We start from the raw sequence: 20,966 nt of genomic DNA on the forward strand, positions 1-20,966 counted from the left end.
CGGAGTCCATAACCACGATCGGGAGTATGGATTCCGGGCTCGACGCTACGCGTCGCCCCGGAATGACAGCCAGTTACCTCGACTACACCGCCATCTTGCGATGCACGATCGGCGCGCCAGCGGTGAGGCTTTCCGCCGCATCGATGATGGCGTTGGCGTCGATGCCGTAGTGGCGATAGAGGTCGGCGATGGTGCCGGTCTGGCCGAACTGCTCGACGCCGAGCGCCTCGACGCGGTGGCCGCGGACGCTGCCGAGCCAGCCGAGCGTGGCCGGGTGGCCGTCGATCACGGTCACGATGCCGCAGTCGCGCGGCAGCGGCGCCAGCAGTTTCTCGATATGGCTGAGATGCTGCACGCCGCGACGATCTCGCCGCAATTTCCGCGCGGCGGTCCAGCCCGCATGCAGGCGGTCGGCTGAGGTGATCGCGAGCAGACCGATGTCGCGCCGGCTCTCACCGATGAAGCCGGTCGCCTCGATCGCTTCGGGCGCGACCGCGCCGGTATAGGCGATCACGAGTTCGGCATTGGGGCCCGGCTTGCGCAGCCAATAGGCGCCGTCGGTGATGCCCTGCTCCAGTTCCGGCGTCATGATGCGCTGCGCCTGCTCGATGCTGCGCGTCGACAGGCGCAGGTACACGGAACCGCCCTCGCCCGGATCGCGCTGCATGTGCTCGAAGCCCCACCCCATGATCACGGCGAGCTCGTCGACGAAGGCCGGCTCGAACGAGGCGAGCCCGTCCTGCGCCATGCCGATCAGCGGCGTTGCGATCGACTGATGCGCGCCGCCTTCGGGCGCGAGCGTGATGCCGGATGGCGTCGCCGCCACCATGAAGCGGGCGTCCTGGTAACAGGCATAGTTCAGCGCATCGAGCCCGCGCTCGATGAAGGGATCGTAGAGCGTGCCGACCGGCAGCAGCCGCTCGCCGTTGATCTGGTGCGACAGGCCGAGCGCCGAGAGCATGATGAACAAGTTCATCTCGGCGATGCCGAGCTCGAGATGCTGGCCCTTGGGCGAGAAGTCCCAGTTGAACGTGGATGGAATTTTCTCGCTGCGGAATAAATCCGCCTTCTCGCCGCGCGCGAACAGGCCGCGCCGGTTCACCCAGGGACCGAGATTGGTCGAGACGGTGACATCGGGCGAGGTCGTGACGATGCGCTGGGCGAGCTCGCTGTCGCCGCGGGCGATCTCGTTGAGCACGAGGCCGAAGCCCTGCTGGGTCGACATCTGCGGCGACGGCTTGAATGCGAGCTGCCGGGGGACCTCGACGACGGGCGCGGTGAGCCGGCGGCCATCCTGATTGAAAGGCACGCGCGCGAGGAAGGCGTCGAGTTCGGCAGCGTCCTGCGCCAGGCCCTCGTACTTGTCCCATTCGTGGCCGGGGCGGATGTTCTGGCTCTCGCGATATTTCTCCATCTGCGCGACCGTCATCAGGCCGGCGTGGTTGTCCTTGTGGCCCTGGAACGGCAGGCCGACGCCCTTGATGGTGTAGGCGATGAAGCAGACCGGGCGGTCGTGGTCGATGGATTCGAACGCGTCCAGCATGCTCGCCATGTCGTGGCCGCCGAGGTTCGACATCAGCGCCAGCAACGCCTCGTCGCTGCGCTTGTCGATCAGTTTTGTAATTGGCCCCTGATCGCCGATCTCGTCGTGCAAATGCTTGCGGAAGGCCGCACCACCCTGGAAGCACAGTGCCGCATAGAGCGCGTTCGGACAATTGTCGATCCAGCGCTTCAGCGCCTCGCCGCCGGGCTCGGCGAATGCCTCGCGCATCAGGCGGCCGTACTTCACGATGACCACGTCCCAGCCGAAGTTGCGGAACATGGTCTCGAACTTCTCCCAGAGACCTTCGCGCACGACGGCATCGAGCGACTGGCGGTTATAGTCGACCACCCACCAGGTGTTGCGCAGGCCGTGCTTCCAGCCTTCCGCGAGCGCCTCGAAGATGTTGCCTTCGTCCATCTCGGCGTCGCCGACCAGCGCGATCATCCGCCCCTCGCGGCGGTCCGTCATCCAGCCATGCGCCTTGACGTAGTCCTGCACCAGCGAGGCGAACAGCGTCTGCGCGACGCCGAGGCCGACCGAGCCGGTGGAGAAGTCGACGTCGTCGACGTCCTTGGTACGCGAGGGATAGGACTGCGCGCCCTTGAAGCCGCGAAAGTTCTCCAGCTTCTCGCGGCTCTGCCGGTCGAACAGATACTGGATGGCGTGGAACACCGGGCTCGCATGCGGCTTCACCGCGACGCGATCCTCAGGCCTCAGCACGTGGAAGTACAGCGCCGACATGATGGTGGCCAGCGAGGCCGACGAGGCCTGGTGGCCACCGACCTTAAGGCCGTCCGAGTTCGGGCGGATGTGGTTGGCGTGGTGGATGGTCCATGACGACAACCACAGCGCCTTGCGGGCCAGTGCTGTCAGGGTTTCAAGGCGAGCGGACTCAACGGGCATGGCGATGCTCCGGAAAAATAAGGCCGATCATACCCCTGCGGGCCGCGCCAGATTTCTCAATTTTTCGCGTCATACCCTCGGATATTGGGATATCATACTAAGGAGCGCCCATAAAATACAGGATTCATTCCAATGCCCGAGCTCGACGCCATCGACCGCAAGATCCTCGGCTACCTCCAGAACGACAGCCGGCTGACCATGCAGGAGCTCGCCGACAAGGTCGGTCTCTCGGTCTCGCCCTGCCACCGCCGGGTCAAGCTGCTGGAGCAGCGCGGCGTCATCTCGCGCTACATCGCGACAGTCGACCAGAAGGCGCTGGGCCTGCATGTCAGTGTCTTCATCTCGATCAAGCTGGCGCGGCAGAAGGAGGAGGATCTCAACCGCTTCGCACGCGCGATCTCGAAATGGGACGAGGTGCTGGAATGCTATCTGATGACCGGCAACCGCGATTATCTGTTGCGAGTCGTCGCGGCCGACCTCGCCTCCTACGAGACCTTCCTGAAGACCAAGCTGACCCGGCTCGATGGCATCGCCTCGATCGAGTCGAGCTTTGCGCTCAGCCAGGTGAAATACTCGATCGCGCTGCCGGTGTGATGGCCCCGCCCGCCCACTGGTGTCACATGGACGCAATAAACCCCGCCGATGGTCGTGCGCGACAGGCATCCAAGCTCCCGAGAAGGACCCATGACCGCAGCCGACCGCACCTCTGAAGCCGCCATGCGCGAGCGCATCATCCGCGAGATGGCCGACGATCTCGACGAGGAGTTGGAGATGGAGCTGGATGATGCCCGTCTCGACGAGTTGCTGGACGAAAGCGGCACGCTGGGCCCGACGGTCGATCGCAAGCTCTATTTCCGGGAACTGCTTCGGCTCCAGGGTGAGTTGGTGAAACTTCAGGACTGGGTGCAGAGCGAGAAGAAGAAAGTCGTCGTGCTGTTCGAGGGCCGCGACTCCGCCGGCAAGGGCGGCGTCATCAAGCGCATCACCCAGCGGCTCAATCCCCGCATCTGCCGCGTCGCCGCGCTTCCGGCGCCGAGCGAGCGCGAGCGCACGCAATGGTACTTCCAGCGCTACGTCTCGCACCTGCCGGCCGGCGGCGAGATCGTGCTGTTCGACCGCAGCTGGTACAACCGCGCCGGCGTCGAGCGCGTGATGGGCTTCTGCTCCGAGGACGAGTACCAGGAGTTCTTCAAGACGGTGCCGGAGTTCGAGCGGATGCTGATCCGCTCCGGCATCATCCTGGTCAAATACTGGTTCTCGATCACCGACGACGAGCAGCAGTTCCGCTTCAGCATGCGCATCAGGGACCCGCTCAAGCAATGGAAGCTGAGTCCGATGGACGTCGAGTCGCGCAGCCGCTGGGAGGCCTACACCAAGGCCAAGGAGACGATGCTGGAGCACACCCACCTGCCGGACTCGCCGTGGTGGATCGTCGACGCCGTGGACAAGAAGCGCGCCCGGCTCAACTGCATCGCGCATCTCTTGACCCAGATGCCGTACCAAGAGGTCGCACGCGTGCCGGTGGTGCTGCCGCCGCGCGTCCGCAATCCCGACTATCACCGCGGCCCGATCCCGCCGGAGATGTACGTGCCTGCGAAATACTGAAAAGGTCTCGTAGGGTGGGTTACGCCTTCGGCTAACCCACCCTACGAAGTGAAAACTACTTCCACGGCTGCACGATGATCTTGGTGTGCGCCTCGGGATTGGCGAGGTCGGCAAAGGCCTTTGCGACGCCGTCGAGGCCGACCTCGGCGGTGACCATCGCAGCCGCATCCACCTGCCCTTCCGCGATCAGGCGCAGCGAGGCCGCGAACTCGTCCGGCGTGTAGCCGAGCACGTACTGGACGTTGAGCTCCTTCATGATGCCGAGCATGGGCTCGGTTCTGTCGGTCTCCATGCAGACGCCGACCACGACGATCCTGGCATCGCGCGGCGCGCCTTCGAACACCTGCTGCAACAGGCCCGGCACGCCGACGCATTCGAAGATGATCGCGGGCTTCAGCGCCGGCAGCATCGCCTGCAACGGCGGCCGCGCCGCCTTCTCCGCCTCCGACATCTGCGCGTGCTCGGCCCAGGTCGTATAGGGCTGCGACACCTTGGGATCGACCACGATATCGGCACCGAGCTTTGCAGCGAGCGCGCGCCGCGCCGGCGAATAGTCGGCGGCGACGATCGGATGCAGCCCCTTGATCCTGAGCGCGGCGATCACCGCCAGGCCGACCGGCCCGCAGCCGATCACGAGCGGCACTTCGCCGCCCCGGATATTGGCTTTGGCGACGGCGTGGACCCCGACCGCGAGCGGTTCGGTCAGCGCAGCATGTTCGGGCGCGAGGCCGTTCGGCACTTCCAGCAGCAGTGCTTCACTGAGCAGCATCGCTTCGGCGTAGCCGCCGACATTCTCGTTGGAATAGCCGATGCCCTCGATGCCCTGCGGCGTCAGCAGCGCCGGCAGCGAGCAGACGCGGGTGCCGGGCTTGAGCTTGCGCACCGTGCCCGGGCCGTAGTCGACGATCTCGCAGCAGAACTCGTGGCCGAACACGACGTCGCGGGCGAGGTCCATCGGCTTGCGCCCGACCTTCTTCGACATCTCCACCATGCGGTGGGCATGCTGGCGCGCATGCAGGTCGGAGCCGCAGATGCCGCAGGCGAGCGTCCTGACCAGCACCTGGCCGGGGCCCGGCTTCGGTTCGGCGAGCCCGTCGACGACAATCTCACCGTTCCTGAATATCGCGGCGCGCATCCGGCTCCTCCCCTGTTGTTGGAGCCGTTGATAGCACAGAGTGGACGCTGCGAACTTGCGTCAGGGGTTCGGGGAACGCTCTTCCAGCACCAGGAGCTGGGCACGGCGGATGCGCTCGCGATGGGCGATGTAGAGACCGCTGGCGACGATGAAGGCCGCGCCAGTGACGGTCCAGACGTCGGGCAGCTCGCCGAACAGGAAGAAGCCCAGAATACTGACCCAGAGCAGCTGCGTGTAGGAGAACGGCGCCAGCACCGAGGCATCGCCGTAGCGGTAGGCGAGCACGACGATCCACTGGCCGACGGTGGAGGCGATGCCGATCACGATGCCGAGCCCGATCGCGGTCCAGCTCGGCGTGACCCAGACGAACGGCACCATCAGGCTGAGAATTGCAACACCCGTGAGCGCCGAATAGGCCATCGTGGTGAGGACGGCTTCGCGTCCGCTCATCATGCGCGTCAGGATCAGCGCAGCGGCCCAGCAGAACGCCGAGATGATCGGGAAGAACGCAGCGACGTGAAACGCGTTCGAGCCCGGCCGCAGGATGATCAGCACGCCCATCAAGCCGATCGCGGTCGCGATCCAGCGGCGCATGCCGACCTTCTCGCTCAGGAAGATGATCGACAGCGCGGTGACGAACAGCGGCGAGACGAAGCCGGTGGCGGAGGCTTCCGCAATCGGCAGATAGCGCAGGCCGGCAATGAAGAACAGCGAGGAGCCGAGCAGCGCAGCTCCGCGCATCAGCTGCAGGCCGAGACGCTCGGTGCGCATCGCATGGAGCGGCGAGCCCGGCAGCATCACCGGCACGAACATCAGCGCGAACGTCACAAAGCGGATCCAGGTGATCTCGATCGAGGGCAGACTCGTCGACAGATATTTCGCGGTGACGTCGGAGCAACCGAGAAACACCGTCGACAGCAGCACCAGCGCGATGCCCTTGAAGGGATGATCGACGCGCGCAGGCGCACGGCGAACCTTCTGCTTCTTCTCGGGCATGGGCATGGGAATACTGTCGAGCCTTGCGGCTGCGGCGGGCGGCGGGGTCACGGCTGGAACCTGGGAATAATGCGATTCGGGAACGGTCGTAAAAAACGACAAAAGCGCCGCTTTCACAACTTCCGAAAACAGGATGCCGATATGCGCTCAGGTCCGCGCGCGTCAATGCTTCATTAAGAATGCGAGCAACACGCGTTTTGCTGCACTACAGCATGGGCAGGCCACGCGGCTTCGGACCGCGCGGAAACGCCGCATCGAGCGCCGAAATCTCATCCTTCGTCAGCGCCAGATCGCCGGCCGCGGCATTCTCGCCGGCATGTTCCGCCGACGACGCCTTCGGGATCACAAACACCGTAGTCGCAGGGGTGAGGAAGCTCAGCGCGACCTGACGCTGCGTCGCGCGACGCGCCTCGGCAATACGCGCGAGCACCGCGCCGCCCTTGCTGTTGCTTGCAGGAAAATCGTCGTGACCGAACGGCGAATAGGCGACGACCGCGACATCATGCGTCTCGCACCACGGGATCACCGCATGCTCGATCGCGCGCTCCTTCAGATGGTAGAGCACCTGATTGCAGGCGATGCGGCCCTCGCCCGCGACATCGAGAATTTCGTCGAGATCGTCGGCGTCGAAATTCGAGACGCCCCAGGATTTGATCTTGCCCGCCTTCACCAACTCCTCGAACGCGGCGACGGTGTCTTCCAGCGGATACGAGCCGCGCCAGTGCAGCAGATAGCAGTCGAGACGATCGGTCTTCAGCCGCTTCAGCGAGCGCTCGCAGGCCGTGATGGTGCCGCGACGCGACGCATTGCTCGGCAGCACCTTCGAGACGAGGAACACTTCATCGCGCCGTCCCGCGATCGCATCCGCGATGACGAGCTCGGCATCACCATACATCTCGGCGGTGTCGACATGCGTCATGCCGAGATCGAGCCCGCGCTGAAGCGCCGCAACCGCGCGCTTGCGATCGCCGTGGTCGAGATACCAGGTGCCCTGCCCGATCACGGAGACGTTGGTGCCGGTCTTGCCGAAGGGGTTTGATTTCATGTCAAAGCTCACAATCCGCTGATGTCCGCGACCAGCACGCTACCGGTCCCGGACTCCGTGATATAGAGCCGATCCTTCTTGGCGCCACCGATCGCGACATTGGTGCAGTTCGTGCCCGCGCACGACTTGATGCGCGCGATCAGTTCGCCGTTGGGCGCGAACACGAAGACGTGGCCGAGCGAGGCGTGGCCGACGAACAGGCGGCCGGCCGCATCCATCGCCATGCCGTCGGGACCACTGGTGCCGAACAGCGAGCAGAAGCGCCCGACCTTCGACACGCTGCCGTCCTGCATGAACGGCAGCCGCCACACCGAATTGTCGCGCGTCATCGCGACGAACAGCACGGTTTCGCTGGGATCGAGCACCAGGCCGTTCGGGCTGATGCCGGTGTCGATCAGGCAATCGAGCCGGCCGCTCTGCGTCAGCCGATACACGCGTCCGCTCGGATCGTGCAGGCCGGTCTGGCCCTGGTCGGTGAAGAAGATGTCGCCGTTGGAGGCAAGATGCAGATCGTTGCAGCCGCGGAACGATTCCGAGTTGCGCGCGGTGAGGATCGGCTTGATGCGACCGGCCTTGGCGTCGAGCTCCATGATGCCGTGCATGTAGTCGGCGACCAGGATGCGGCCGTCAGCGGCGATCTTCAGCCCGTTCGGCCAGCCCTCATATTCAATGACCAGCGACCACTCGCCGTCGGGCGCGATACGGAAGATGCGGCCGAATGGAATGTCGACGATATAGAGATGGCGGTCCTTGTCGAAGGAGGGTCCTTCGATGAAACTGTCGGTCGGCACACCCGGCCGGTTGGCGTCGGCCCAATCGGTCCGCTCGCTTTTGCGGCGGAACTTGTCGGGCATGGCGGAGAATATCTTGGCTTCGATCAGGCGCGGCGGCGTTTCCAGGTACATCATTGTTGTTATGCGTGTTGAGGGGGAGAGCGCGGCACCATAGGACACAATGAGAGGCGCGTCGATTGTGCGGAGGGCATGGCGCCCCGCCCCCGCCGTCATTCCCCGCGAAGGCGGGGGATCCAGTACGCCGTGACCTCACCGTTTGATCACAGATGCCTCGGCGTACTGGATCGCCCGGTCAAGCCGGGCGATGACGGCGGAGCGTGAGGCGACGACCCGAGAAAGTGCCTTACCCCGCAGCGCCCGCGACCCTCGCCTGCTTTGCCGGCGTCACCTCCGTCGTCGCGATCAGCCGCTTCAGCTCGGGAATGCAGGAGCCGCAATTGGTCCCCGCCTTGAGCTTGGCGCCGATCTCGGCGGCCGTGCGTGCGCCGGCGGCGATGGTGTCGCAGATGATGCCGCGGCCGACGCCGAAGCAGGCGCAGACGACGGGACCGGTCGAGGCTGCACCTTCGCTCGATTTGCCCGACAGCAGCATGCGACGTTGGTCGTCGGTGACGTAATCGGCCACGAACAGGCTCTTCACCACCTCCCAATCGCCGGCATCATGGGCGGGGCCGACGAACAGGCAGGTCTCGATGCGGTCGCCCGCGAACGAGGCCGCGCGATAGACGCCGCCGCCGAAGTCGCGATAGTCGGCAACGTCTTCGCCGGCGACGCTCTCGAGCCAGGCCGGCCAGCGCGACAGATCGGCATTGTCGGCGAAGAGATAACCGAAGCCGCCGGCAACCGTGACGCGGGTCCACAGCAGGTTCGGCGGCAGGTCGAGCTGTTTTCGCGACAGCGCAAAGCCGCGGAAGACGTATTCATACGGCGCAATCGCCGCCGGCGTCGCCTTCGACTCCGGCTGCCCTGAGAACGGATCGGTGAACGATGCCGCCAGCGCGCCGACGCGGCCATGCGAGGCGTTCATCGCACTCCAGTGGATCGGCGCGAACAGCATGCCGCGCTGCTGCCGGTCGCTGACGACGACCTTCAGGATGCACTGCCCGCAATCGGTGGTGATGCGGGCATAGCCATCATGGGCGATGTTGTACTTGTTGGCATCATCAGGGTGGATCTCGACGAACGGCTCGGGCAGATGCGCGCCGAGCCGCTGGCTGAGGCCAGTGCGCGTCATGGTGTGCCACTGGTCGCGGATGCGCCCGGTGTTGAGCCGCAGGGGGCGCGACGGCCCGGTTTCGCCGCGCAGCGACGGCACCTCCGGCGCGACGAAGCGGCCCTTGCCGTCATTGGTGAAGAACCCGCCGCTCGCGAAGAAGCGCTCGCCGGGCACCTCGCCTTCGCGCGCCGGCCATTGCACCGGCTTCAAGGCATCGAAGGCGTTGTCGGACAGCGAGGTCAGCGCACCGATGTCGAAATCGCGGCTGCCGTTGTTCTCGAACGCCGAGAGCGCGGCGTGCTCGCGGAAAATGTCGGCGGCGGATTTGTAATTGAAGCTGCCCCCGAAACCGAGACGCTTTGCGGTCTCGCTCAGGATCCACCAGTCCGGCCGTGCCTCGCCCGGCGCGGGCAGGAACGAGCGCTGGCGCGAGATGCGCCGTTCGGAATTGGTGACGGTGCCCGACTTCTCGCCCCAGGCGAGCGCCGGCAGCAGCACGTGCGGACCCGCCTCGACGGTGTCGTTGGAGAGCACGTTCTCGGAGACCACGAACAGCTCGAGCTTCTTCAAAGCCTCGCGCACGAAGTCGGCATCGGGCAGCGACACCGCCGGGTTGGTGCCCATCACCCACAGTGCCTTGACCTCGCCGCGGTCGATGGCCTCGAACAGTTGCACCGCCTTCAGCCCCTCATGGGTGGCGATGCGCGGCGCCTTCCAGAACCGTCTGACACGATCGATGTCCGGCGGCGTGAAGTTCATGTGCGCGGCAAGCTGGTTGGCGAGACCGCCGACCTCGCGGCCGCCCATCGCGTTGGGCTGGCCGGTGAGCGAGAACGGCGAAGCGCCCGGCTTGCCGATGCGCCCGGTGGCGAGATGGCAGTTCAGGATCGCGTTGACCTTGTCGGTGCCTTGCGCCGACTGGTTGACGCCCTGCGAATAGAGCGTGACCACACGCTCCGTGTCACGGAACATCTTGAAGAAGGCCGCGACGTCCTGCTCGGTGAGGCCCGTGGCGAGCGCGGTCGCGGTAACGCTGCCGGCGATGTTGCGCGCGCGCGCCAGCGCGTCGTCGAAGCCCGAGGTGTTTTGCGCGATGTAGTCCTGATCGAGCGCGCCATTGTCGGCGAGGTGGACGAACAGGCCGGAGAACAGCGCCGTGTCGGTGCCGGGCTTGAGGCCGAGGAACAGATCGACATCGCTGGCGGTATCGGTGCGGCGCGGATCGATCACGATCATGCGCGCACCCCGCTCCTGCCGGTTCTTCACCATGCGCTGGAACAGCACGGGGTGGCACCAGGCGGCGTTCGAGCCGACGAAGACGAGGAGGTCCGCCTGGTCGAGATCCTCGTAGCAGCCGGGCACGGTATCGGCGCCGAAGGCGCGGCGATGGCCGGCGACCGAGGACGACATGCAGAGCCGCGAATTGGTATCGACATTGGCGGTGCCGACGAAGCCCTTCATGAGCTTGTTGGCGATGTAATAGTCCTCGGTCAGGAGCTGACCCGAGAGATAGAACGCGACAGCATCCGCGCCGTCACGCGCGATGATGTGCTGCATGCGGTGGGCAACGTGGTCGAGCGCATCGCTCCAGGCGACGCGCTCCAGCACGCCTTTGCAGCGGATCATCGGATAGAGCAGCCGGCTTTCCAGCCCGACGGTCTCGCCGAGCGCCGAGCCCTTCGAGCACAACCGGCCGAAATTGGCGGGATGATCGGGATCGCCCGCGATCGCGGCCCCGCCTTTTCCGTCAGGCGTTGCGAGCACGCCACAGCCGACGCCGCAATAGGGGCAGGTCGTCCTGGTGGCGCGGAGCGAGGGATCGATCACCGTCATATCAAGCGGCCTTTGGCGGAAGCGCGAGCGCGCGGCCGAACATCATGTCGGTGCGGATCGCGGTGACCTTGTCGCGGTTGCGGATCAGCTCGAGATACCAGAGCGCATCGGCGGTATCGCCGATCAGCACGGCGCCGGTGAGCCGGCCGTCGGCGATGACGAGCTTCTTGTAGCTACCGCGCCGGCGATCTGACAGCACCAGGCTCTCGCTGCCCTCCCCGCCCATGAAATCGCCGGCGGAGAACACGCTGACGCCAGACACCTTCAGATTGGTCGAGACCACGCTGCCCTGATAGGCGGCCGGACGGCCGGCGAGATGCCGCGCCAGCACGCGCGCCTGCTCGTAGGCCGGTTCGACCAGGCCATAGCAGGTGCCACGATGCTCGGCGCATTCGCCGAGCGCGTAGATGTCGGGCGAAGCCGTCTGCATCTCGTCATTGACGACGATGCCGCGATTGACCGCGATGCCGGCATCCCTCGCCAGCGCGACATTGGGCCTGATGCCAGCAGCGAAGATCACGGCATCGGCCTCGACGCGGCTGCCGTCGGCGAGCTCGACAGCTTCGACATGGCCATCGCCATGAATGCATTTCGTGCTGGCATTGAGCAGGATGCGGATGCCCTTGCGCTCGACCAGCGTCTCGAGCAGGTCGGCGGCCGGCAGATCGAGCTGACGCTCCATCAGCCGGTCCATCAGGTGCAGCAGCGTCACCGGCGCACCGGCCTTGGCGAGGCCGTAGGCCGCTTCCAGCCCGAGCAGGCCGCCACCGACCACCACGACACGCTTCTTGCCGGCGGCGAGCGCCAGCAGCAAATCGACGTCGCGGGTGTCGCGGAAGGTGTGGACGCCGGCGAGATCGGCGCCGGGGACGTTGAGCCGCAACGGCGTCGAGCCGGTGGCGAGCACGAGCTTGGAATATTCCATGCTCTCTTCGCCCTCGATCTTGAGCTCGCGGCGGCCGGTGTCGATCTCGGTGACGCGGTAGCCGTAGCGGACGGTGACGCCGCGATGGCGCCACCAGTCCGCCGGCCGAAGCTCGATCTCGTGCGAGCCAGTCTCACCAGCCAGCACAGAGGAGAGCAGCACGCGATTGTAAGCGAGCCGCGGTTCCTCGCCGATCACCGCGACCGCGTAGCGGCCGAGCGAGGTCTTGGCGAGCTCGTCGACCAGACGAGCGGCCGCCATACCATTGCCGACGATGACGAGCGGTTCACTCACAAGGCATCTCCTATTCAGCGGCCTGCGACTGCGCGCCGTAGGCCTCGGAAATCATGAAGCCGGACAGCACGCCGTAGGCGTCGGTCCAGGCCGTGGCGAGTTCAGGCGTCCAGGCTTCGCCAAGGCCCTTCTCCAGGGTCCACAGCAAGGTCGCGCCGACCACGGGATAGTGCTCGGCCTTGGCGCCGTAGGCGACGTGACGCTTGGCGAGCGCGGAGGCCGCCGGAAGAATCGTCTCGAGGTTCGACAGGCCGCCAACCACGGCGACGAGCATGCCCATCAGCTTCTTGCGCTGCTCGGTCATGTCCTCGGGAAACATCGCGCGCACGGACGGCGCCACCTCGAACAGGCGGTCGTAGAACAGCACGGAGGCTGCTTCGGAAATCGGCGCGACCTTGGAAAAGCTCTGCTGGACGAGGGTGATCTGTTCGGGCGTCATGATGTAATCCTGTCTGTTTCGGTTTGCCTTGGTGCGCGCCGTTGCGAACAAGGTTCATGAGTCAAACGTCATCAGCGGGACTTCTCCCCGCGTACGGGGAGAAGCGAGTTTCATACCAAGTGTCAGACCCTGGCCTCGGCGAGGCTTGGCGCGCCCTCACCCTGCGGGCTGCGACGCAGGTAGAACCACCAGGTCAGCGCGAGGCAGGAGGCGTAGAAGGTCAGATAGATCGCCAGCGCGAGCTGCGGGCCACCGGTCAGCGCGATCGACTTGCCGAAACCGCTCGGGATCAGGTAGCCGCCGACGGCCCCGATCGCGCCGATGAAGCCGACCGCCGCACCGCTCTCGATGCTCGCCGCCTTCAAGGCACCCGCCCGCGCCGCATCGCCCTTGCCGCGCACCCTGAACAGGTTCTGCTCGCGGAAGATCGAGGGGATCATGCGGTAGGTCGAACCGTTGCCGATGCCCGTCGTCACGAACAGGATCAGGAACATCGCAAGGAAGCCGGTGAAGTCCTTGTGCCCGACGAAATAGAGCACGCCGACCGTCGCCGCCGCCATCGCCATGAAATTCCAGAAGGTGAGGATCGAGCCGCCGATCCTGTCGGCCAGCAGGCCGCCGAGCGGACGCGACAGCGAGCCGACCAGCGGCCCGAGGAACGCGATGGAGATCGAGACCGTCGGAAACTGCGTCTTGATCAGCAGCGGAAACGCCGCGGAGTAGCCGATGAAGGAGCCGAACGTGCCGATATAGAGATACGCCATGATCCAGGTGTGCTTGCGCTTGACCACCGCGAGCTGGCTGCTGATCGACGACTTCGCCGTGGTGAGGTTGTTCATGAAGAACACCGCGCCGAACACCGCGATCGCGATCGGCAGCACCCACATCAGGCCGGCGTTCTGCAGGAAGACGCCGTCGACGGGGCTTGCCTGGAACAGGTTGATCACGGCGAGCGTCATCAGGATCGGCGTCAGCAACTGCACGCTGGAGACGCCGATGTTGCCACCGGCCGCGTTCAGGCCGAGCGCCCATCCCTTCATCCTGTCCGGAAAGAAGAAGGAGATATTGGTCATGCTGGAGGCGAAATTGCCGCCGCCAAGGCCCGCGGTCGAGGCGACCAGCAGCATCAGCCAGAACGGCGTGTCGGGCTGGCTGACGAACCAGGCCAGCGACAGCGTCGGAATGAACAGGATCGCTGCGCTGAAGATGGTCCAGTTGCGGCCGCCGAAAGTCGTGACCGCGAAAGTATAGGGAAAGCGCATCAATGCGCCGATCAGCCCGGGCACTGCGACGAGCTGGAACAGCTGGCCGGTGGTGTAGTGGAAGCCCGCCTGCGGCAGCTTGGTGGTGACGATGCTCCAGATCAGCCACACCGAGAAGCCGATATGCTCGGCGACGATCGACCAGATCAGGTTGCGCCGGGCAATGGTCTTACCGCCCGCATTCCAGAACGCCTCGTCTTCCGGGCGCCAGTCGGAAATCCAAGTTGGATTCTTCGTCATTGCTTATCCCTTCCAGGCTCACCGCTGCTTCGTTGCAGGCTCAGCCTCCACGCGGAGGCGCGCGCCGAGGCTTTGGCCCCGGTGGCGAGTTCACGATGCTGATTGATGATGTTGAGGGACGTCGTCGTTGGCGTCGGACAAAGTGGTTCAATTTCCGTGCCAACTGCGCGCGATCGGGAAATACAGGGAATTCAGCGACTTGTTCGAATTGCCCGAAAATTTCGCAGGGCCCTTTCGCACGCAAATTTTGCGATTCGCTCAATCCCTGTGCGGCGCACAAGGATTGAGCTTGATGACTCCGAATTGGGCGCGCTGCGTCACGCGTCTACGCGGCCTCGACGAAGCGATGACGCTCATAGAGGAATTCGAGCACGCGCTGGCGGCACTTCAAATATGTCGCGCTGGTCGCGAGCTCGAGCCGCTTGCGCGGCCGCACCAGCGGCACCTCCAGCACTTCGCCGATACGCGCAGACGGCCCGTTCGTCATCATCACGATGCGGTCGGACAGCAGCACGGCCTCGTCGACGTCGTGGGTGATCATCAGAATGGTGTTGCCGAGCTTCTGATGCAGCGCCATCACCGAATCCTGCAGATGCGCGCGGGTCAGGGCGTCGAGCGCGCCGAAGGGCTCGTCCAGCAGCAGCACTTTCGGCTCCATCGCCAGCGCCCGCGCGATGCCGACGCGCTGCTTCATGCCGCCGGAGATTTCCGAGGGGCGCTTGTCCCGGGCATGGGCCATCTGCACGAGGTTGAGATTGTGCATCACCCAGGCCTCGCGCTCGGCCCTGGTCTTGGTCCGGGCAAAGACCTTGTCGACGCCGAGCTTGACGTTCTCGAACACGGTCAGCCACGGCAGCAGGCTGTGGTTCTGGAACACCACGGCGCGATCGGGGCCCGGCGAGTTGACCTCGCGGTTCTCCAGCAGCACGCCGCCGGTGGTCGCGGTGGTGAGCCCGGCGATGATGTTGAGCAGGGTCGACTTGCCGCAGCCGGAATGGCCGATGATCGAGACGTATTCGCCCTTCTCGATCGTCAGGTTGATGTCCTTCAGCACCTCCGTGCTGGCGGCGCCGCGGGTGAAGATCTTGTCGATATGGTCGAGCTTCAGATAGGCGGTCATGTGCGTTTCTCCCTCAACCCAGCGCCGTGCCGCGGGTGACGATCCTGCCGAGGCCCGCGATCAGGCGATCGAGCACGAACCCGATGATGCCGACATAGAACAGCGCCAGGATGATCTCGCTGATATGCGAGGAGTTCCAGGCGTCCCAGATGAAGAAGCCGATGCCGACGCCGCCGATCAGCATTTCCGCGGCCACGATCGCGAGCCAGGAGAGGCCGATGCCGATGCGAAGGCCAGTGAAGATGTAAGGCGCCGCCGCCGGAATCATGATCTTGGAGAAGAACTCGAGCGGATTGAGCTGCACCACCGCGGCGACGTTGCGATAGTCCTGCGGAATGTTGCGGATGCCGACCGCGGTGTTGATGATGATCGGCCAGATCGAGGTGATGAAGATGACGAAGATCGCCGAGGGCTGGCCGTCGCGGAAGGCGGCGAGCGAGAGCGGCAGCCAGGCGAGCGGCGGGATGGTGCGCAGCACCTGGAACAGCGGGTCGAGCCCGCGCATGGCCCAGACCGATTGTCCGACCAGCACGCCGAGCGCGATGCCGGCGATGGCGGAGAGCGAATAGCCGAAAGCGACGCGCTGGAGGCTGGCGGAGAGATGCCAGAACAGGCCCTTGTCGATGCCGCCATGGTCGAAGAACGGATCGACGATCAGCTCCTTGGTGTCCTTGAAGACTTTTGACGGCGGCGGCAGCGCCGAGCCGGCGCGGCGACAGACCAGCTCCCATACCAGTGTCAGCAGCGCGATCACCACGAGCGGCGGGATCACGCGCACCGCGGTCTCCCGCGCCATCCGCGCATAAGCCTCACTGCGCGGGGCACGCTTCGGCGTCATCGCAACGACCGGTGCTGCCGCGCCAGCGGGCTTCGCGGTCTCAACATCCAACTTCGTGGCAGGCATGTTCATCGCAATATCTCTCCGGCTTCAAAAGACGATGCGGCCGCCTCGCGGCGGCCGCTGGCTCCATCAGACTTCGACGCGCTTGATCGCGAGCGACTTCAGATAGGCCGCCGGATTTTCGGGATCGAACACCTTGCCGTCGAAGAAAGTTTCCTTGCCGCGCGAGGTGGAGGTCGGGATCTCGGCCGCCGCGACGCCGAGCGTCTTGGCCGCGTCACGCCACATGTCTTCGCGGTTCACCTTGCCGATCAGCGCCTTGGTGTCGAAATTCGCCTCGTACTTGCCCCAGCGAATATCCTCGGTGAGGAACCAGAGATCGTGGCTCTGGAATGGGTACGAGGCGAAGTCGCGCCAGTACTTCATGATGTGCGGCGAGTTCTCGACCACCTTGCCGGGAATTCCGTAGTCGAACTTGCCGGCGGAGCGGTCGAGCACGTCTTCAACCGGGCAGTTCATCCACTGCCGCTTGCCCATGATGGCGGCAAGCTCGGCCTTGTTCTCGGCCTTGTCGGACCATTGCTGCGCTTCCATCACCGCCATCAGCAGCGCCTTGGAGGCTTTCGGATATTTGTCGACGAAGGCCGCGCGCATGCCGAAGGATTTTTCCGGATGCCTGTTCCAGAGCTCACCGGTCGTGATGGCGGTGTAACCGATGTTCTGGTGGATCAGTTGCAGATTCCAGGGCTCGCCGACGCAGAAGCAATCCATGGTGCCGACCTTCATGTTGGCCACCATCTGCGGCGGCGGCACAACGATGGTCTCGATGTCCTTGTCGGGATCGATGCCGCCGGCGGCGAGCCAGTAGCGAATCCAGAGATCGTGGGTGCCGCCGGGGAAGGTCATGGCGGCCTTCACCGCCTTGCCGGAGGCCTTCTTCTTCTCCAGCGCCGCCTTGAACGGCGTGGCATCGACACCGAGCTTGAGGTCGGCATATTCGTTGGCCACCGAGATGCACTGGCTGTCGAGATTGAGCCGGGCCAGGATGTACATCGGCGTCGGCTGGTTGTTCTGCGTCACCTTGCCGGCCGAGATCAGATACGGCATCGGGGTGAGGATGTGCGCGCCGTCGATGCCGTTGCCTTCGGAGCCGAGCACGAGGTTGTCGCGCGTGGTGCCCCAGGAGGCCTGCTTCTGCACGTCGACGTCCGGCATGCCGTATTTGGCGAACAGGCCCTTGTCCTTGGCGACGAACAACGGACCGGCATCGCTGAGCGCGATGAAGCCGAGCTTGGCACCCTTGACCTCGGGGCCAGCATCCTGCGCGAACGCGCCGGCGGGGAAATTCAGCCTGGCGGCGGCGAGAAGAGCGGCGGTGCCGCCGGCGGCTTTCAACACTTGACGGCGGCTGAGGCCAGTATCCGAAGGCCGGCGAATGCGCTTGGTCATGGGCGGTGTCGTCCTTTGCGTCGTTGCGATGATTGCGTCAGTTCGCACGAGCAGCCCGTCCGTCCGTGGCGCCCGAAAAAGGCGCGTGCGAACACGCGACGGGGGAACCCCCGTCTGGTGGCGTCAGCAAATTCGGATGAGAAGTCTCGCGGGACGGCTTCAATGGCGTCGGCTTGGAACCATTCAAGCTTCGTGCCAAGCATCGCGCATCGGAAAACGCCACATATTCAATGCGTTACATGCCCCGCGCCAGACTGCCGCAGGCGATTTCCGCACGCGAAATTTGCGAACTGCTCACTTCTTGTGCGACGCACAAATCTTATGCAATCGCCTAAGCTAGAGGCCGCAGAGTTCCCGAAAATCAGATCCAAGCGCGCGCCATCCAATTGATATCGCTCGCTTTTTCTAACGCCACGGCCCGGCACGCGACTTGCATTTCCCTTGGCGTCAACGAAGACTGCGGCTTGCCGCATTGATGCAGCCTCTGGCGGCTGCATCCCGGAAGCTCACCTGCTTCGCGGCCTTTCCCGGCTCGGTCGTCGTGACGCGATTCCCAAGGCTTCCAGACCTCCCATAGCCCTCGTGCGCGGCAATCGGCCCGCACGGCCCATCACGTTCAGCCGCCCTCTCTCGAGGGGCGAGGCGGTCTCACTTACGAAGCAAAGGAACCATTGATGTCGTATCTCGCGCCTTCGGAATTCGTCACCAAGATGGTGGATGCAGGCGAGTCCAAGATCTTCATGTCCACCCGGGATACCATCATCCGGGCCTATATGGCCGGTGCCATCCTCGCTCTCGCCGCCTGGTTCGCCGTCACCATCAACGTGAACACCGGCCAGCCGCTGGTTGGAGCGCTGCTGTTTCCGGTCGGCTTCGTCATGCTCTATCTCTTGGGCTTCGACCTCCTGACCGGCGTGTTCGTGCTCTCGCCGCTCGCCCTGATCGACAAGCGCCCCGGCGTTACCTTCGGCGGCGTGCTGCGCAACTGGGGCCTCGTCTTCGTCGGCAACTTCGCCGGCGCCTTTACCGTCGCCTTCATGATGGCCTTCGTCACGACGTTCGGCTTCACGCAGGATCCCGACAAGGTCGGCGCCGCCATCGGCAATATCGGCGAAGGCCGAACGCTCGGCTATGCCGCACATGGTGCCGCCGGCATGGCGACTCTGTTCATGCGCGGCATGCTCTGCAACTGGATGGTCTCGACCGGCGTCGTCGGCGCCATGATCTCGACCTCGGTCCCCGGCAAGGTCATCGCGATGTGGATGCCGATCCTGGTGTTCTTCTACATGGTGTTCGAGCATTCCGTCGTGAACATGTTCCTGTTTCCGTCGGGCCTGATGCTGCACGCGAAATTCTCGATCATGGATTACCTGATCTGGAACGAGATCCCGACCGTGCTTGGCAACCTCGTGGGCGGTCTCGCCTTCACCGGATTGACCCTCTATGCCACGCACGTCATGACCCAGCCGAAGCGCCAGGCCGGCAAGACCGCGCCGCCCCGCGTCGCGGCCTGATCGAATACGTCTCGACAGGGGAGCCTCGCCCGCCCAGGGTGAGGCTCCCCTCGCCCGGTGATGACCATGACTCGCGGACTCCAGATCTCGGTCGGCCAGCACTCCGACAAGGGCCGCAAGCCCGTCAACCAGGATTTTCACGGCGTCCTGATTCCGGAGGAGCCGCAGCTCAGCCTGAAGGGCATCGCAGCGGTTCTGGCCGACGGCATCTCGAGCAGCACGGTGAGCCAGATCGCCAGCGAGTCCGCGGTCAAGAGCTTCCTGATGGACTATTACTGCACGTCGGAATCCTGGACGGTGAAGACCTCCGCCCGCCGCGTGCTGGACGCAACCAATTCCTGGCTCCATGCGCAGACGCGCAAGAGCCAATATGCCTATGATCGCGACAAGGGTTATGTCTGCACGCTCAGCGCCATGGTCATCAAGGCGACCACCGCGCACATCTTTCATGTCGGCGACTGCCGCATCTACCGCGTCGCCGGCAAGGCGCTCGAGCAGCTGACCGAGGATCACCGCATCATCGTGTCGTCGGAGCAGACTTATCTCGGCCGCGCGCTCGGCATCAATCCGCAACTCGAGATCGACTACCAGATCGTCGAGATCGAGGCCGGCGACACCTTCCTGCTCGCCACCGACGGCGCCTACGAATTCGTCGATCATCGCTTCATCATCAGCGCCATCAACGAGCATGCGGCCGAGCTCGACGGCGCGGCCAAGGCGATCGTCGAGGAGGCCTACCGGCGCGGCAGCGACGACAACATCACGGTGCAGATCCTCCGCATCGATGCGGTGCCGCAGCGCGAGCCCTCAGGCATCTTCAACCAGACCGCCGAACTGCCGCTGCCTGCTTTGCCGGAGCCGCGCGCGCTCTTCGACGGCTACAGGATCATCAGGGAGATCCACGCCAGCAGCCGCAGCCACATCTATCTCGCCGTCGATACGGAGACCGACGCGCCGGTCGCGCTCAAGCTGCCGTCGATCGATCTGCGCGACAACGCCGCCTATCTCAAGCGCTTCCTGATGGAGGAATGGATCGCGCGCCGGATCGACAGTCCGCATGTGCTCAAACCGCTGTCACAGTCGCGGCGGCGCGGCTACCTCTACGTCGCGACCGAATTCATCGAAGGACAGACGCTGCGGCAGTGGATGACGGACAATCCCCGGCCCGACCTCGAAACCGTCCGTGGACTGGTCGAGCAGATCGCCGCGGGCCTGCGCGCCTTCCACCGCATGGAGATGCTGCATCAGGATCTGCGGCCAGACAACATCATGATCGACAAGACCGGCACCGCGAAAATCATCGACTTCGGATCGGTCCGGGTTGCCGGCGTCACCGAGGCCGCGCCGCAGGACGAGTCCGGCGACATACTGGGGACTGTCCAATACACGGCGCCGGAGTATTTTCTTGGACAAGGCGGCTCGCCGCGCTCCGACATGTTTTCGCTGGCGGTGATTTGCTACCAGATGCTCACGGGCAAGCTTCCCTATGGCGCCCAGATCGCGAAGATCCGGCGCAAGGCAGATGCGCGGAGGCTGCAGTACCGCCCGGCCGACGACGACCGCAACGTGCCCGCCTGGGTCGATGGCGCGCTCCGGCGCGCGCTGCATCCCGATCCCTACAAGCGGCACGAGGACCTGTCCGAATTCGTCTTCGAGCTTCGCTCGCCCAATCCGGCCTATCTCGACACGCGGATCACGCCGCTGCTGGAGCGCAGCCCGCTGATGTTCTGGAAGCTGACCTCGGCCGCGCTCGCCTGCGCGGTCATCGTGCTGCTGGCGCTGCTGCACGCGCGGTAGCGCGTGTCTCCGTTA

The 20,966-nt window shown here is 64.8% G+C and carries 16 protein-coding genes; 4 read left to right on the top strand and 12 right to left on the bottom strand.

Annotated features, from left to right (window positions below):
- Nucleotides 1-82: 82 nt before the first annotated feature.
- Nucleotides 83-2,446 carry a transketolase gene (locus tag F8237_RS05910; protein WP_151642845.1) on the bottom strand — a complete coding sequence of 788 codons (2,364 nt, stop codon included), beginning with the start codon at nt 2,444-2,446 and terminating at the stop codon, nt 83-85.
- Nucleotides 2,447-2,578: 132 nt separating this feature from the next.
- Between F8237_RS05910 and F8237_RS05915 the strand changes: the two genes are divergently transcribed.
- Together F8237_RS05915 and ppk2 are read left to right on the top strand one after the other, a co-directional pair.
- On the top strand, nt 2,579-3,040 hold the full coding sequence (locus F8237_RS05915; RefSeq protein ID WP_151642846.1) for an Lrp/AsnC family transcriptional regulator: 462 nt from the start codon (nt 2,579-2,581) through the stop codon (nt 3,038-3,040).
- Between the two features lie 90 nt (nt 3,041-3,130).
- Entirely contained in the window at nt 3,131-4,051 is a 921-nt protein-coding gene (ppk2, locus tag F8237_RS05920; RefSeq protein WP_151642847.1) for a polyphosphate kinase 2, read from the top strand.
- Between the two features lie 55 nt (nt 4,052-4,106).
- On the opposite strand, the gene F8237_RS05925 is transcribed toward ppk2, so the two are convergent.
- From F8237_RS05925 to F8237_RS05975, 11 genes are all read right to left on the bottom strand, one after another.
- Nucleotides 4,107-5,186 (bottom strand): zinc-binding dehydrogenase, encoded by a 1,080-nt coding sequence (locus tag F8237_RS05925; protein WP_151642848.1) that lies wholly within the window; start codon nt 5,184-5,186, stop codon nt 4,107-4,109.
- Nucleotides 5,187-5,246: 60 nt separating this feature from the next.
- A complete protein-coding gene (locus tag F8237_RS05930) occupies nt 5,247-6,188 on the bottom strand; it encodes a DMT family transporter (RefSeq protein WP_162005890.1) in 942 nt (313 codons plus the stop codon).
- A gap of 199 nt (nt 6,189-6,387) precedes the next feature.
- Complete coding sequence (locus F8237_RS05935; RefSeq protein WP_151642850.1) at nt 6,388-7,227, bottom strand: aldo/keto reductase; 840 nt, start codon at nt 7,225-7,227, stop codon at nt 6,388-6,390.
- An 8-nt stretch (nt 7,228-7,235) separates the two neighbouring features.
- A complete protein-coding gene (locus F8237_RS05940) occupies nt 7,236-8,132 on the bottom strand; it encodes an SMP-30/gluconolactonase/LRE family protein (protein WP_151650467.1) in 897 nt (298 codons plus the stop codon).
- Nucleotides 8,133-8,364: 232 nt separating this feature from the next.
- A complete protein-coding gene (locus F8237_RS05945; protein WP_151642851.1) occupies nt 8,365-11,070 on the bottom strand; it encodes a nitrate reductase in 2,706 nt (901 codons plus the stop codon).
- Between the two features lies 1 nt (nt 11,071).
- The gene (locus tag F8237_RS05950) at nt 11,072-12,289 is read right to left on the bottom strand and encodes an NAD(P)/FAD-dependent oxidoreductase (RefSeq protein ID WP_162005891.1); all 1,218 of its coding nucleotides are present in this window, start codon (nt 12,287-12,289) and stop codon (nt 11,072-11,074) included.
- A gap of 10 nt (nt 12,290-12,299) precedes the next feature.
- Complete coding sequence (locus tag F8237_RS05955) at nt 12,300-12,728, bottom strand: globin family protein (RefSeq protein WP_151642853.1); 429 nt, start codon at nt 12,726-12,728, stop codon at nt 12,300-12,302.
- Between the two features lie 122 nt (nt 12,729-12,850).
- On the bottom strand, nt 12,851-14,230 hold the full coding sequence (locus F8237_RS05960) for an MFS transporter (protein WP_151642854.1): 1,380 nt from the start codon (nt 14,228-14,230) through the stop codon (nt 12,851-12,853).
- Nucleotides 14,231-14,555: 325 nt separating this feature from the next.
- Nucleotides 14,556-15,350: an ABC transporter ATP-binding protein gene (locus tag F8237_RS05965; protein WP_151642855.1), complete on the bottom strand. Its 795-nt coding sequence runs from the start codon at nt 15,348-15,350 to the stop codon at nt 14,556-14,558.
- A 13-nt stretch (nt 15,351-15,363) separates the two neighbouring features.
- Entirely contained in the window at nt 15,364-16,260 is an 897-nt protein-coding gene (ntrB, locus tag F8237_RS05970; RefSeq protein ID WP_151642856.1) for a nitrate ABC transporter permease, read from the bottom strand.
- Between the two features lie 60 nt (nt 16,261-16,320).
- Nucleotides 16,321-17,640, bottom strand: a complete 1,320-nt coding sequence (locus F8237_RS05975; protein ID WP_151642857.1) for a CmpA/NrtA family ABC transporter substrate-binding protein — start codon at nt 17,638-17,640, stop codon at nt 16,321-16,323.
- 674 nt (nt 17,641-18,314) lie between these two features.
- Here F8237_RS05975 and F8237_RS05985 point away from each other — a divergent pair.
- A complete protein-coding gene (locus tag F8237_RS05985) occupies nt 18,315-19,154 on the top strand; it encodes a formate/nitrite transporter family protein (RefSeq protein WP_151642859.1) in 840 nt (279 codons plus the stop codon).
- Nucleotides 19,155-19,214: 60 nt separating this feature from the next.
- Nucleotides 19,215-20,951 (top strand): bifunctional protein-serine/threonine kinase/phosphatase, encoded by a 1,737-nt coding sequence (locus F8237_RS05990; RefSeq protein WP_162005892.1) that lies wholly within the window; start codon nt 19,215-19,217, stop codon nt 20,949-20,951.
- Nucleotides 20,952-20,966 lie beyond the last annotated feature (15 nt).

It is taken from the genome of Bradyrhizobium betae (genome assembly GCF_008932115.1).
Lineage (GTDB): Bacteria > Pseudomonadota > Alphaproteobacteria > Rhizobiales > Xanthobacteraceae > Bradyrhizobium > Bradyrhizobium betae.